The organism is Paenibacillus turicensis, from assembly GCF_017873435.1.
GTDB classification, from domain to species: domain Bacteria; phylum Bacillota; class Bacilli; order Paenibacillales; family Paenibacillaceae; genus Fontibacillus; species Fontibacillus turicensis.
Map to the genome: position 1 here is coordinate 31443 of NZ_JAGGKG010000003.1, position 13024 is coordinate 44466.

15 protein-coding genes are annotated in these 13024 nt (G+C 41.3%); 14 read left to right on the top strand and 1 reads right to left on the bottom strand.

Annotation, left to right across the window (positions count from 1 at the left end):
• Window positions 1-362 precede the first annotated feature (362 nt).
• Window positions 363-503 (bottom strand): hypothetical protein, encoded by a 141-nt coding sequence (locus J2Z32_RS04205; protein WP_210087928.1) that lies wholly within the window; start codon window positions 501-503, stop codon window positions 363-365.
• Window positions 504-1301: 798 nt separating this feature from the next.
• Here J2Z32_RS04205 and spoVAC point away from each other — a divergent pair.
• The 14 genes from spoVAC (at window position 1302) to J2Z32_RS04275 (ending at window position 13024) form a co-directional block, all read left to right on the top strand.
• Complete coding sequence (spoVAC, locus tag J2Z32_RS04210) at window positions 1302-1802, top strand: stage V sporulation protein AC (protein ID WP_210087929.1); 501 nt, start codon at window positions 1302-1304, stop codon at window positions 1800-1802.
• Window positions 1803-1804: 2 nt separating this feature from the next.
• Window positions 1805-2815, top strand: a complete 1011-nt coding sequence (spoVAD, locus tag J2Z32_RS04215; RefSeq protein WP_210087930.1) for a stage V sporulation protein AD — start codon at window positions 1805-1807, stop codon at window positions 2813-2815.
• A gap of 5 nt (window positions 2816-2820) precedes the next feature.
• On the top strand, window positions 2821-3171 hold the full coding sequence (spoVAE, locus tag J2Z32_RS04220; protein ID WP_210088175.1) for a stage V sporulation protein AE: 351 nt from the start codon (window positions 2821-2823) through the stop codon (window positions 3169-3171).
• 112 nt (window positions 3172-3283) lie between these two features.
• Window positions 3284-4240, top strand: coding sequence for an AAA family ATPase (locus tag J2Z32_RS04225; RefSeq protein ID WP_210087931.1), 957 nt, complete (start codon window positions 3284-3286; stop codon window positions 4238-4240).
• A 3-nt stretch (window positions 4241-4243) separates the two neighbouring features.
• A complete protein-coding gene (locus J2Z32_RS04230; RefSeq protein WP_210087932.1) occupies window positions 4244-5446 on the top strand; it encodes a DUF58 domain-containing protein in 1203 nt (400 codons plus the stop codon).
• Window positions 5430-7661, top strand: coding sequence for a transglutaminase TgpA family protein (locus tag J2Z32_RS04235; protein ID WP_210087933.1), 2232 nt, complete (start codon window positions 5430-5432; stop codon window positions 7659-7661). The genes J2Z32_RS04230 and J2Z32_RS04235 overlap by 17 nt, the downstream gene beginning before the upstream one ends.
• Window positions 7662-7708: 47 nt before the next feature.
• Window positions 7709-8233: a YqeG family HAD IIIA-type phosphatase gene (locus tag J2Z32_RS04240; protein ID WP_210087934.1), complete on the top strand. Its 525-nt coding sequence runs from the start codon at window positions 7709-7711 to the stop codon at window positions 8231-8233.
• Window positions 8233-9360, top strand: a complete 1128-nt coding sequence (gene yqeH, locus J2Z32_RS04245; protein ID WP_210087935.1) for a ribosome biogenesis GTPase YqeH — start codon at window positions 8233-8235, stop codon at window positions 9358-9360. Before J2Z32_RS04240 ends, yqeH begins: the two co-directional genes overlap by 1 nt.
• Before the next feature lie 12 nt (window positions 9361-9372).
• Window positions 9373-10200, top strand: coding sequence for a shikimate dehydrogenase (gene aroE / locus J2Z32_RS04250; RefSeq protein ID WP_210087936.1), 828 nt, complete (start codon window positions 9373-9375; stop codon window positions 10198-10200).
• A gap of 81 nt (window positions 10201-10281) precedes the next feature.
• Entirely contained in the window at window positions 10282-10578 is a 297-nt protein-coding gene (yhbY, locus tag J2Z32_RS04255; RefSeq protein WP_210087937.1) for a ribosome assembly RNA-binding protein YhbY, read from the top strand.
• A gap of 12 nt (window positions 10579-10590) precedes the next feature.
• Window positions 10591-11181, top strand: coding sequence for a nicotinate-nucleotide adenylyltransferase (locus tag J2Z32_RS04260; RefSeq protein WP_210087938.1), 591 nt, complete (start codon window positions 10591-10593; stop codon window positions 11179-11181).
• Window positions 11168-11740 (top strand): bis(5'-nucleosyl)-tetraphosphatase (symmetrical) YqeK, encoded by a 573-nt coding sequence (gene yqeK, locus J2Z32_RS04265; RefSeq protein ID WP_210087939.1) that lies wholly within the window; start codon window positions 11168-11170, stop codon window positions 11738-11740. Before J2Z32_RS04260 ends, yqeK begins: the two co-directional genes overlap by 14 nt.
• Window positions 11741-11756: 16 nt before the next feature.
• Window positions 11757-12104, top strand: a complete 348-nt coding sequence (rsfS, locus tag J2Z32_RS04270) for a ribosome silencing factor (RefSeq protein WP_210087940.1) — start codon at window positions 11757-11759, stop codon at window positions 12102-12104.
• Window positions 12101-13024 carry a CvfB family protein gene (locus J2Z32_RS04275; protein ID WP_210087941.1) on the top strand — a complete coding sequence of 308 codons (924 nt, stop codon included), beginning with the start codon at window positions 12101-12103 and terminating at the stop codon, window positions 13022-13024. The genes rsfS and J2Z32_RS04275 overlap by 4 nt, the downstream gene beginning before the upstream one ends.

The window sequence follows — 13024 nt, forward strand, 5'->3', positions numbered from 1 at the left end:
CAATAAATATTGACATGCACTTCTTTCCTACGGGACACATAACATATTTTATATTACACCACACTGGAATAGAAATACAGGGGAATGGAAGTACAGGAGGATATCGCCATGGAGGTAAGACATAAGGATACTGTCGTTATTTTGGTGTTGTTTGTTTTGCTGGTACTGATATTGGTGGCGGCGTTTTGAAGGAAGCCTCTAGCGCTCTTAAATCTGGATTCCTGTGATTGTAGGTTAGGGTGGGAATCCAGAGTTTAAATGCGCTGTCAGCATTCCTTCAAAACCCCTCCACCGTAGGGTAAAGGAAGGTGCGATTCCTGCTTTGCCTTGGAATCGTTCCAATATAAGATCGTTATTTAAACTTAATTATCGTCTCTGATTAAGTTTTTTTGTTTTGTTTGTTGCGTTTTGAAGGAAGCCTCTAGCGCTCTTAAATCTGGATTCCTATGATTGTATGTATATTGGTGGAATCCAGCTTTAAATGCGCCCGCTTCGCTTGTCATCTTCCTTCCAACTCCACACTAGGGAAAGAATGTGATTCCTACCATGCGTTAGGAATTCAAACCATTTATAAAGCCGGTATGGAAGATGTGTACACTCCGGTTGCACCTTCCATAAGAGTAATCAGCAAGAAGGAAGTTTAATACACCCGCTTCGCTTGTCATCTTCCTTCCAACTCCACACTAGGGAAAGACTGTATTCCTACTCTGCGTTAGGAATTCAAACCATTTATAAAGCCGGTATGGAAGAAGTGTACACTCCGGTTGCACCTTCCATAAGAGTAACCAGCAAGAAGGAAGTTTAATGCGCCCGCTTCGCTTGTCATCTTCCTTTCCACTCCACACTAGGGAAAGACTGTATTCCTACTCTGCGTTAGGAATCCAAACCATTTATAAAGCCGGTATGGAAGATGTGTACACTCCGGTTGCACCTTCCATAAGAGTAACCAGCAAGAAGTAAGTTTAATGCGCCCGCTTCGCTTATCATCTTCCTTCTCACTCCAAACTGGGGGAACGATGTGATTGCTCCTGTGCATTAGGAATCACGTTTTGGACAAGCTTACATAAGGATGAAAGGAAAACCCTTTAAAGCCGGTATGGAAGATGTGTACACTCCGTTGCACCTTCCATAAAAGTAATCAACAAGAAAGGCAGATTTAAACGCGCATCGGTTGCATTATTTTTAGCAAAAAAATAACATGGATGATTTACCAACATAACAACGTGACAATTGACAAATACTGAATATAAACAAGGTTGTTTTCTAGTTTTTTAGTATTTCAATACAAAGGAGAAATTGATATGCCAGCAAAAAGTAAATCAGGCATGAAGGTCAAGTTAAATTCCTTACTTTTAACTGAACAAGATTATAAGCAAATTGCGGATAGTCATAACCCTAAGGTCAATATATTTACGAATTGCTTGAAAGCTTTTTTGGTTGGGGGGACGATTTGCTTACTTGGTCAATGTGTGCAACAGCTTTTTATGACTTTTGGCGGTATGACGGCGAAGCAAGCTAGCAGTCCAACTGCGGCAGTGATGATCATTATTGCGATTATTTTAACGTGTTTTGGTGTTTACGATAAAATTGCGCAATGGGCTGGCGCTGGCTCGGCAGTTCCGATTACTGGTTTTGCCAATTCGATGTGCTCCTCTGCTTTAGAGTCTCGCTCAGAAGGCTTAGTGCTTGGGGTAGGTGCAAATATGTTCAAGTTAGCAGGATCGGTTATCGTGTTTGGTGTATTTGCCGCCTTTGTCGTTGGTGTCATTCACGTTATTTTTGGTCTTGGAGGTGTTCATTAAGTATGCTAATCGGTTCGCAAACATGGGAGTTTCGGAATAAACCCGTTATTATTGGTGCCGCCACTGTAGTTGGGCCAGAGGAAGGTGAAGGTCCTTTAGCTAGTGATTTTGATTTTACTTATGACAACCTTGAAATAAACGAAAAAACTTGGGAAAAGGCAGAAAGAAAGCTGCTTGAGCACGCGGCTTCGCTTGCGTTAGTTCACGCCAACATTTCTAAGGATGAGCTTAGCTTTTTTATCGGTGGAGATTTGATGAACCAAATTATTAGTGCGACGTTCGCAGCACGCCAGCTGATGACGCCATATATTGGCATTTTTGGCGCATGCTCTACTTCAATGGAAAGCTTGGCACTCGCTTCCTTTATTGTGGATGCAGGTGGAGCTAATTATGTATTAGCCGGCACAGCAAGTCATAACTGTACAGCAGAAAAGCAGTTCCGTTATCCAACGGAATATGGCTCTCAAAAGCCCCCAACGGCACAATACACGGTTACAGGTGCAGGTTGTGGAGTTGTAACAAGTACAGGCTCAGGACCACGCGTGACACATGCAACGATCGGAAAAATTCAAGATTTAGGGGTAACAGATCCGTTTAATATGGGAGCGGCAATGGCTCCGGCTGCTGCGGATACGATTGTCACTCACTTTAAGGATACAGGTCGCTCACCAGCGGATTATGATCTCATTGTTACTGGAGATTTAGCGACTGTTGGGCATGAAATCGTTAGTGATCTGTTAAAACGTGATGGTGTAGATATGAACTTAACGGAATTTAAAGATTGTGGCTTGATGGTGTACGACTTAGAAAATCAACCTTTTGTAATTGCTGGTGGTAGTGGTTGTGGTTGCTCGGCTGTCGTTACGTATGGACATATATTAAAAAAATTAAAAAATAAAGAGCTTCGTCGTGTATTAATTGTGGCTACAGGTGCGCTGTTATCGCCGTTGTCCTTCCAACAAGGGGAAAGCATTCCTTGTATTGCCCACGGTGTAGTTCTAGAAAGTGAGTGAAATGTATGATATTTTTCTGGGCGTTTGTGATTGGCGGTTTATTTTGTGTCGTTGGACAATTAATGTTTGATGTGCTTAAGCTATCTCCTGCTCATACGATGAGTACATTAGTTGTTACTGGGGCAGTGATGGATGCGTTTGGCTTATATGATCCACTTGTGAAATTTGCGGGTGCAGGTGCCACAATTCCTATTACAAGCTTTGGTAATTCACTTGTTCATGGTGCTTTAACAGAGCTGCAAAGAGATGGCTGGATTGGGGTCATTACCGGGATATTTGATGTCACCAGTGCCGGGATCTCTGCGGCTATTATTTTCTCGTTTTTAGCTGCCTTAGTGGTACGCCCGAAAGGTTAAGTGTTTTCATGTAAATAATGTCTATGTGCAAACTATGGTGCAAAAAGTATACTTCCCTCCGTTATATCATGTACAATATGAGTACTGATATCATGTTTGGGAGGTATTTTTTGTGCCAATAGAACATAATTCTACACAAATCATTGCTAATATTAAAGCAAATCTAGAGCAATGTATTTTAGGGAAATCATTTGAAATCGAATTGTTATTAACGTCCTTACTAGCTGGGGGACATTTATTGATTGAGGATGTTCCGGGAACGGGGAAAACTCAATTAATTAAAGCTTTAGCTAAATCGATAAGCGGAGAATACCGTCGAATCCAGTGTAACCCTGATATTTTACCAAGTGACATCACAGGAGTTTCTGTTTTCCACCCTCATGAGGAAAAGTTTGTATTCCGTCCAGGACCGGTTATGACTAATATTTTGTTAGCAGATGAAATCAACCGAGCTACAACTAAAACTCAATCGGCTTTGTTAGAGGTGATGGAGGAGCGTAATGTAACTGCGGATGGCGAGACGTATGCCCTGCCACACCCATTCATGTTATGCGCAACCCAAAATCCAATCGATTTTGAAGGAACCTATACGTTACCAGAAGCACAGCTAGATCGATTTATGATGCGCTTTAAGCTTGGTTATCCTGATGCAGCTATTGAAAAGCAGATGTTATCCTCCCATAAAATGGGACAACCTGTGGATACGCTCCAGCCTGTTGCGACGATGGATGAAATTGCGATGCTTCAAACTCAAGTCCGTAACATTTTTATTCATGATGCTTTGACAGATTACTTACTCTCTATTGTCCATGCGACTAGAAATCATCCTCTTATTGCGCTTGGCGCAAGTCCTAGAGCTTCTTTGTCCTTAGTTATGGCTGTAAAGGCATTTGCACTTATTCATGAACGCGATTTTGTATTGCCTGACGATATTAAGCTGTTGACACCGTATGTACTTAATCATCGCTTGGTGCTTCAACCAGAGGCTAGACTAGATCAAGTTAACTCGGCAATATTGATGGAGCGCATTTTAGAGCAGGTGCGTGTACCCGTTTCAGTGGGGAATTAGCTTATGTCAGATCAATTACGCAAACGAAGCAAGCCTATAGGATTTTGGATTGTTTTGTCCATTTGGGTAGTTTGTTTGTTTTATTTATTGTTTGAGGGTGGCAAAATTCCGATGATGCTGCTAGCGATGATATCGATTTTGACCTGTTATTGGGTGATTGGTCGTTTTAATGGAATTCAGCGTTTAAAGCTGGAGAGGAATTTTGCCGTAGCACAGGGATATATTCATGCAGGTGAGCATGTTGCTGTCAATTTACGAATTACGCCTCCTAAATTTATATCGATTCCATATCTAGTAGTCAGCGAAGTGCTTCAGCGTCACAATGGTGAAAAGTGGTCTTTTGAAAGCAGTATAGTTCCCAATCACCAGCAAGGCACTGAAATGCATTATGTTACCCCACCCTTAGAGCGAGGTACATATCATTTTGCACCTACAACGTGTCAAGGCAAAGATTTATTTGGTATTATCACTTATTCAGGTAGCTTTGAAACATCTGGTGTGTTGCGTGTTTTACCAAGGACGATATTTATTCCACATTGGGATATGTATAGTGGGCAGGTGTGGCTAAAAGGCTCAGAGCTAACCTCAAAGACATCTAGACGAGAAACGACACAAATTAACGGAATTAGGGATTATGCCTATGGCGATAAAATGTCCCGTATCCATTGGGCGGCAACAGCAAAAACGGGGGCTTGGAAATCAAAAGAATTTGAGAGAGAAACCTTACCCAAAATAATTGTTGTTCTTGATGCGCACCAAGCAAGCTACACACAACCAGAGCAATTTGAACTCGCAGTGTCTTCTACAGCCTCCATTTTAGAGTATGGGGTCAGAGAAGGCTTGTCGGTCGGTTTATGTACGTTAGCACATGAAATAACTCCATTTGCGCCTTATGGTGGTGTGTCCGTTCAACAAATGTTGCGGCACTTGGTTGACATAGACATAACAGGTAGTGGTAAGCATGAGCATCGCCTTGAATCGATATCACATTATTTTAACTCAGGCTGTTATTTTGTTTTTGTGAGTCCAATGCCATCCACTGAGCTTATAGACGTATTCCGTTTTGCCAAAAGTAAGCTAATGACCCCTTATCATATCCAAATTGGGGATGAAAATGTAGGCCAAACAAAGCGAAGCTTGGCAGGTATATATATCACGTCTTTACAGCAATTACCCATTATGATGGGAGGTGGACGTACTGCATAAGTTCAGCAAAATAAGAAGTGCTTATTGGTATTCTAGCTTTAGTGTGCTTTGGCTGCTTATTATTGTCCTGCAGTGGATTAAATATGGGGACGGAATTTGGTATAAAGAAACGAGTGTTTTAATTTTAACCACGATAGGAATAGCAGCAGTATGTGAGCTTTTGCTTCCAAAATATACGAGATTGAAATGGATCGTTAAATCAATTGTAATATTGATTGCGTGGCTAATTATTTCTAATCGTTACGACATTTATGTACCACTCGAAAATGCTACCATAAAGGAACAAATCACAACAATATTTAATGTATTTGCACCTTATTTTTGGTTTGCAGTGTCAGCATGGATTGTATTTGAGTTTTTACTCAGTTTTATGCACTCTATCCGTAACATTTTATTTATAGTTGGCGTTTCTATCATTGCGCTTAGCATATTGGACTCATTTAGCGAATTTTATTTATGGACACATGTAGCATGGATCGTTTTTGCAAGCTTAGGTTGGTTAGTTTGTCTTCATCTTAGACAGTTTCAGCTTAAATTTCCGGAAGGCTGGGGACAGCTACGTAAGCAACCCATTCGTATTTTGGCTGATATCATCTTTACGTTTGCCTGTGTGCTTCTCATTGGCATTAATATGCCTGAAGTATCCCCTACTTTGACAGACCCATATACTGCTTGGATTAGCAGAGATAAGGTAACCACAACTGGGGGATCAGGTCAAGCAGGAAATGGAACCTCAGGCACGCAAGGAGAAGGACCAAGTGTTTCATCAGGGTATGGACGTGACGATACAAGCTTGGGTGGCAGCTTTGATTTTAATTATGAAACAGTATTTCAGGTAGAATCTTCTGTGAAAAACTATTGGCGTGGTGAAACGAGGCTGACTTATTCGGGAGAAGGCTGGAGTGACACTGATGATAAATCAGGCACAGTTACGTATTCATCAGGTGAATTGCCAGAAACTGAAGCTGCTCGAAAACTCAAAACAAGAATGGTTGAGCAAACCTTTACAATGAAAACCAATCGTAAATACCCTGTTCTATTTGGTGCATATGCCATGCGACAGGTACGACTACAGGATAACCGTGAAAATGCCCCTAATATGAAATGGCAACGAAGAGAAGGCGAGCTTTATTGGCATGGTTATGAGGGGGATCAACGGCTAACTGATTATCCAAGTCAATATACGGTGACGTCCGAGGTACCCATTGTACCCGTAGATGAATTAGCTAAACAAAGCTATGATCAGTTATATGCACAGCAACCTCCTACACGTTATCTACAGTTACCTACAAGCCTACCGAATCGAGTAGTTGATTTAGCTGCAAATGTTAGTAAGGAAGGGAAAACACCTTATGACAAGGTAGTGCTTTTAAGAGATTATTTACGCTCAACTTATCGATATAGCAATCGTCCTAATTTAACGCTCAAGCGAAGTGACGATTTTGTTGAGGGTTTTTTGTTTGACATTAAAGAGGGATATTGTGATTATTTTTCAACCTCATTAGTTGTGATGGCTCGATCTCAGGGCATTCCTGCTAGATGGGTAAAAGGCTTTGCACCAGGCGCTCTTACGAATGTGGGTGTTCAAGATGGGGAAAGCAAAACCTTGTATCAAGTTACAAACGCAGATGCTCATTCATGGGCCGAAATCTATTTTGGTGAGGACTATGGTTGGGTGACGTTTGAAGCGACACCAGGCTTTAGTGCACCAGAGCTAACTTCACAGCAAAATAACCAAGAGCAAGAGATTAAGCCTGAGGAAGAACAACAGCAAGAAGAAAAGCAAGCCCAATCACAACCCAAAAAAGAAGATGCTTCTTGGATTGATCCAACGGTGGGTGTAATCATTGTGATTGCTGCGATTGTAATTGTTGTATTATGGCTAATACTAAGATTTAGAGAAGTCATTTACTATGGTGTTTTAGGGCTACGTAAAGGACGTACTTTAAGCTTTGGAGATAAGGCAATGCATAGTGTTATGGTTATGGTTAAACGCCTCAAACGCAAAGGATATGAGTGGAATGAGAGTCAAACCTTACGCGAAGCATTTGAAGCATGGACTCGGCTTGCCCCTGCATCAGCACCTAAGCTAGATCTTATTTTACAAAAGTTTGAAAAGGGGAGCTATAGCCCCGATACGATTACTGAGCAAGAATGGAGATTAATACAATCACTCACTGCACAAGTTGTAAAGGAAATGAAGCCTGTAAGTTAGACATAAATTATGGTATAGTTTGTCGTATGAAATAGAGGTGAACGTATTTGTTTGAGAAATTCTTGCCTAGATTGCGTGTAAATAGTGTGTATGACTTAGATTTAGACGCACTTTATGCTTCAGGCTATCGGTACATTATGACGGATCTGGATAATACGCTAGTTGGCGCTAAAGCCCCTTTAGCTACGCCAGAGCTGATAGAGTGGTTCAAGATCGTAAAGGAAAAAGGGTTTAAGCTAATTATTGTATCTAACAATAACTTAGGGAGAGTCTCCGCTTTTTCAGCGCCTTTAAATATTGAATTTGTGCATACTGCCAGAAAACCTTCTACCTCCGCGTTCCTAAGAGCGATGAAAATGATGGGGGCTCAGCCACAAGAAACGATTATGATTGGTGATCAGCTTATGACAGACATTTTTGGAGGTAACCGACTCGGTTTATACACCGTGTTGGTGCTTCCTATTGCTGTGGCTGATGAAGGTTGGGGTACACGGATTAACCGAAGACTTGAGAAATTTGTGAAACGAAGCTTGAAAAAGGCTGGACTATGGACCTGGGAGGACAAAAATTAATGAATCAACCGCAAGAAGCTAATTCAGAGAAACGATGCAGTGGCTGTGGAATTACACTACAAACGATCGATCAAAATAAGCCGGGGTATATCCCTGCGTCAGCATTAGAACGTGAGCCGGTCATATGCCAACGCTGTTTTAGAATTAAAAACTATAATGAATCCTCATCTGTAACGGTAGAACAGGATGAATTTCTAAGACTGTTATCGCAAATTGGCGGGAAGCAGGCATTAGTGATTCATATTGTAGATATTTTTGATTTACAGGGCAGTGTTATATCTGGATTACAGCGCTTTGTCGGTAACAATCCTGTATTGCTGGCTGTAAATAAAATTGATTTGCTACCTAAAGTTACGAATTGGAACAAAGTGCGGAATTGGGTGCAAAAGGAAGCCAAAGAAATTGGAATTAAAATTGAAGATGTGATTTTGTGTAGCGCCAAGCAAAACAGTGGGTTTGACCGTTTGTTAGAAGCGATTGCTGAATATCGTGGTAGACATGATGTGTATGTGGTAGGCTCTACAAATGTAGGGAAATCTACATTAATTAATCGTCTGATTCGGGATTATAGCGATTTAGATCAAGAGTTGACGGTATCTCGTTATCCCGGAACTACCTTGGATATGGTGCACATTCCTCTTGATGATGGGGCGTCTATTATTGATACACCAGGGATTGTTTATCCTTCACGTTATAGTGAATTGGTTGCACCCGAGGATCTTGGACTGTTGTTACCAGACAAGCCACTAAAGCCGGCGGTTTATCAACTAAATGAAGGACAAAGTATATTTATGGGTGGGTTTGCACGGTTTGATTTTGTTCAAGGCAACCGTCAGTCCTTTACATTTTTTAATAGCAGCCGGATTCCATTACATCGTACGAAGCTTGAAAAAGCAGATGAGCTATTTGCGAATCATGCAGGTGTGATGTTATCCCCTCCAAGTGCTGAAAATATTGCGAAATTACCAGAATGGACAAGACATGAATTCCGTATTGGTAAAGGAAAACGTAGCGATATATTCATTTCAGGACTAGGCTGGATCAAATTAAATAGTGAGGATGGAGCAACAGTAGCCGTTCACTTGCCTAAAGGAGTTAAGGTGATGGTTCGACCATCCTTAATTTAGGGGGAATAGGGTATGTTACTTGGTGTCATGGGGAATCCAATTGCCCATTCTAAGTCACCTGCGATGCATAATGCGGCACTAGCAGCGTGCAACATTCATGGTCATTATGTGCCACTGCATGTGACTGAATCAGCACTTAAGGAAGCGATAGCTGGAATCGTAGCGATGAATTTTCGTGGTGTAAATGTCACTGTCCCCCACAAAATAGAAGTGATGAAATATGTGGATGAGCTTGATGAGGCGGCAAGGCAGATTGGTGCTGTGAATACAATCGTTAATCAAGATGGACATTTGGTTGGCTACAATACAGATGGGATTGGATATATTCGTTCACTTAAAGAAGAAGCTATGTCTGATCTAAAGGGCAAGTCTGTGTTAGTGATTGGATGCGGTGGTGCAGCAAGAGGTATCATTTATGCTTTGCTAGGTGAATTACCAGGTCAAGTGATTGTTGCCAATCGGACCGTAGATAGTGCCTATGCGTTAGCCAAGGAGTGGGGGCATTTAGGAAATATTGAAGGTTGTAGCTTAGCTGAGGTCAACGTCAAAGCACAGCATGTTGATCTGATCATTAATACGACCTCTGTTGGTATGCATCCACACATCCAAAATTGTCCGATTGAGCCTGCTCATATTCCTTCTGGTATTGTGGTTAGTGATTTAATTTATAATCCATTGGAAACGGCGCTACTGCAACATGCTAAGGCAAAGGGTTGCTGTATTCATAACGGTTTTGGTATGTTCATCTATCAAGGAGCGTATGCCTTTGAATATTGGACAGGCATACCTGCCCCGATTGAGGCGATGAAGCAGGCAGTGAATCAAAGTTTTACGTCTTAAAATTAAATGTCAAGTACAGTTTTTGATTTAGATAGAAGCTGCTGAAACAGAAATTGATGAAATAAGGGAGTTTTGACTTACATGTTAACAGGAAAGCAAAAACGTTTTTTGCGTGGTCTAGCGCACAATCTTGATCCAATCTTCCAAGTCGGTAAAGGTGGGGTTAATGAGCATTTATACACACATGTCTCTGAAGCGATCGAGAAAAGAGAGCTAATTAAGGTTTCTATTTTGAATAATAATCTAGATGACCCTAAAGAGATAGCTCAAGCGGTAGCGGATGGAGCAGGTGCAGAGCTTGTGCAATTGATCGGCAGAACAATTATTTTGTACAAGGAATCTCAAAACTATAAGCAAATTGAGCTTCCTTCGAACTAATGGGAGAGCACCATGAAAAAGATTGGGATTATGGGCGGTGCATTTGACCCGATCCATCTAGGACATCTGCTTGCTGCTGAAGCCGCTAGAGAGCAATATGGATTAGAGGAAGTATGGTTTATGCCCTCCCATACGCCTCCACATAAGCATGAAGCAGGCGTGAGTGCGAAGGAACGACTAAGAATGGTAGAGCTAGCTACTTCTTCAAATGCTTCGTTTAAAACACTAGATATCGAGTTAAAACGTGGTGGAATTTCTTATACGATTGATACGATTACAGAATTAAAATCAATGTATCCTACATTCGATTTTCATTTTATTATTGGGGCTGATATGGTAAATTATTTACCTAAATGGCAGGGCATTAATGAGCTCGTTGGTATGTTAACATTTATTGGACTACAGCGTCCAGGCAGCTTTTTAGAGCTTGATCTTTTGCCTGCTCATATTCAAAGGGCTGTAAAACTGGCAGATATGCCACTTGTTGATATTTCATCAAGCTTAATTCGTAGACAAATCGTGGCTGGTCAATCGGTGCGCTATATGGTTCCTGAATCTGTTTATGAATATATGATAAGAGGTGGCTTATATGGGATACACTAGAGATGAGCTCATTCAAATTGTATCTTCACAAATGCCTGCAAAACGATGGAAGCATGTTGAAGGTGTCATGTCCTCCGCGGTTACACTAAGCCAGCGGTACGGTGCTGACCCTGTGAAGGCAGATATGGCAGCATTATTACACGACTTAGCTAAATATTGGCCTGTAGAACAACAAGTAAACGTGATCAAAGAAAATAACCTGAATCAAGAGTTGCTCTTATACGATAAACAGCTTTTACATGGTGAGGTAGGGGCATTTATTGCTCAGCATGATTATGGGATTACGGATTGTGAAATTTTAGATGCTGTTAAATACCATACCTCTGGTCGTGTAAACATGACGTTGATGGATAAAATAATATGTTTAGCTGATTATATTGAGCCAGGTCGAGATTTTCCAGGTGTAGACAACATTAGAGCTTTAGCTGAAACAAGTCTAGATGAAGCCTTAATTGCGGGGCTGGATTCCACGATTACTTTTCTTATTGAGCAACGTAAGGTGATTTATCCGACCACTTTACTGGCACGTAATGACTTACTTCAAGCATTAAATAAATAATTTGGAGATGATGTGAATGGCAGTAACTTCTAAGGAACTATTGAACATCGCTGTTGAAGCAGTAGACGATAAAAAGGCAATGAATATTGTAGCACTTGATTTGCAAGGGGTTTCTTTAATTGCAGATTATTTTGTCATTTGTCATGGTAATTCAGACACACAAGTGCAGTCTATTGCGACTGAAATTCGCAAACGTGTTCAAGAAGCAGGTGCAGTGATCAAAGGGATTGAGGGAATGAACTCTGCTCGTTGGGTATTAATGGACTTAGGTGATGTTGTTGTTCATGTATTCCATCGTGATGAAAGAGAGTTTTATAACATTGAGCGTCTGTGGTCAGATGCTAAGATTGTGGAGCGTGTATGAGCTTGATAGCAGGAACAATTGAAGTTTTACGTGTAGATCGGGAGCATTCGCCCTATGGTTATTTTTTGAAGGGGGATACGCAGGATGTGCTTTTGGCTTATTCTGAGTTAAACCCAGAAGGTTTCAAGCTAAAGCCAGGACAAGATGTAGAGGTGTTTTTATTTCATGATACAGAAGGCCGCCTTGCAGCTACAATGTATCGTCCTGCACTATTGTTAGGTGAGCTTGCCTTATTAGAAGTTGCAGATATACACCCGAGATTAGGTTGTTTTTTAGAGATGGGACTTGCTCGTCAATTACTTTTACCACTTAGTGAGCTACCGGAATTGCCGGAATTACGACCGCAAATTGGCGATAAAGTGTACGTCTTAATGGAGCATGACAAGCAAGGCAGACTCAAAGCGAAGCTTGCTGGCGAATTGGAATTATCTCCACTTTGCTTCCACGCTCCTACAACATGGAATAATGAATGGTTTGAAGCACTTGTCTACAAAACGTTGCAGATGGGCACATTTGTTGTCGTAGATGGGGGTGTGCTTGGTTTTGGTGCGATTGGCATGGTGCATTCCTCCGAACGTACTCGTTTATTGCGTCTTGGTGAAAAGGTTAAGGTTCGTGTGACGCATGTTCGGGATGATGGACGTGTTAATTTATCGATGGTGCCTCGTAAAGAAATCGGCAGAGAAGTTGATTCAGATATGATTTACGAGTATTTAAAAAGCAGGGCAGATGGTGCTATGCCATATTCAGATGCTACGCCACCTGATTTAATTAAGCAACGCTTTGGTATTAGCAAAGCAGCATTTAAACGTGCGATTGGCAAATTGCTAAAGGAAGGCAAAATCACTCAAAGGGAAAATTGGACTTATTTAACTAGTGCTGAGCATTCCACCACCGATACGGATTCAGAAGACAAATAG

Coding starts and splice junctions, on each gene's coding strand:
- spoVAE (WP_210088175.1), top strand. CDS start 2,821: ATGATATTTTTCTGGGCGTTTGTGATTGGCGGTTTATTTTGTGTCGTT.
- yqeK (WP_210087939.1), top strand. CDS start 11,168: ATGGGATACACTAGAGATGAGCTCATTCAAATTGTATCTTCACAAATG.
- rsfS (WP_210087940.1), top strand. CDS start 11,757: ATGGCAGTAACTTCTAAGGAACTATTGAACATCGCTGTTGAAGCAGTA.
- spoVAC (WP_210087929.1), top strand. CDS start 1,302: ATGCCAGCAAAAAGTAAATCAGGCATGAAGGTCAAGTTAAATTCCTTA.
- aroE (WP_210087936.1), top strand. CDS start 9,373: ATGTTACTTGGTGTCATGGGGAATCCAATTGCCCATTCTAAGTCACCT.
- spoVAD (WP_210087930.1), top strand. CDS start 1,805: ATGCTAATCGGTTCGCAAACATGGGAGTTTCGGAATAAACCCGTTATT.
- yqeH (WP_210087935.1), top strand. CDS start 8,233: ATGAATCAACCGCAAGAAGCTAATTCAGAGAAACGATGCAGTGGCTGT.
- J2Z32_RS04205 (WP_210087928.1), bottom strand. CDS start 503: ATGACAAGCGAAGCGGGCGCATTTAAAGCTGGATTCCACCAATATACA.
- J2Z32_RS04260 (WP_210087938.1), top strand. CDS start 10,591: ATGAAAAAGATTGGGATTATGGGCGGTGCATTTGACCCGATCCATCTA.
- J2Z32_RS04275 (WP_210087941.1), top strand. CDS start 12,101: ATGAGCTTGATAGCAGGAACAATTGAAGTTTTACGTGTAGATCGGGAG.
- J2Z32_RS04230 (WP_210087932.1), top strand. CDS start 4,244: ATGTCAGATCAATTACGCAAACGAAGCAAGCCTATAGGATTTTGGATT.
- yhbY (WP_210087937.1), top strand. CDS start 10,282: ATGTTAACAGGAAAGCAAAAACGTTTTTTGCGTGGTCTAGCGCACAAT.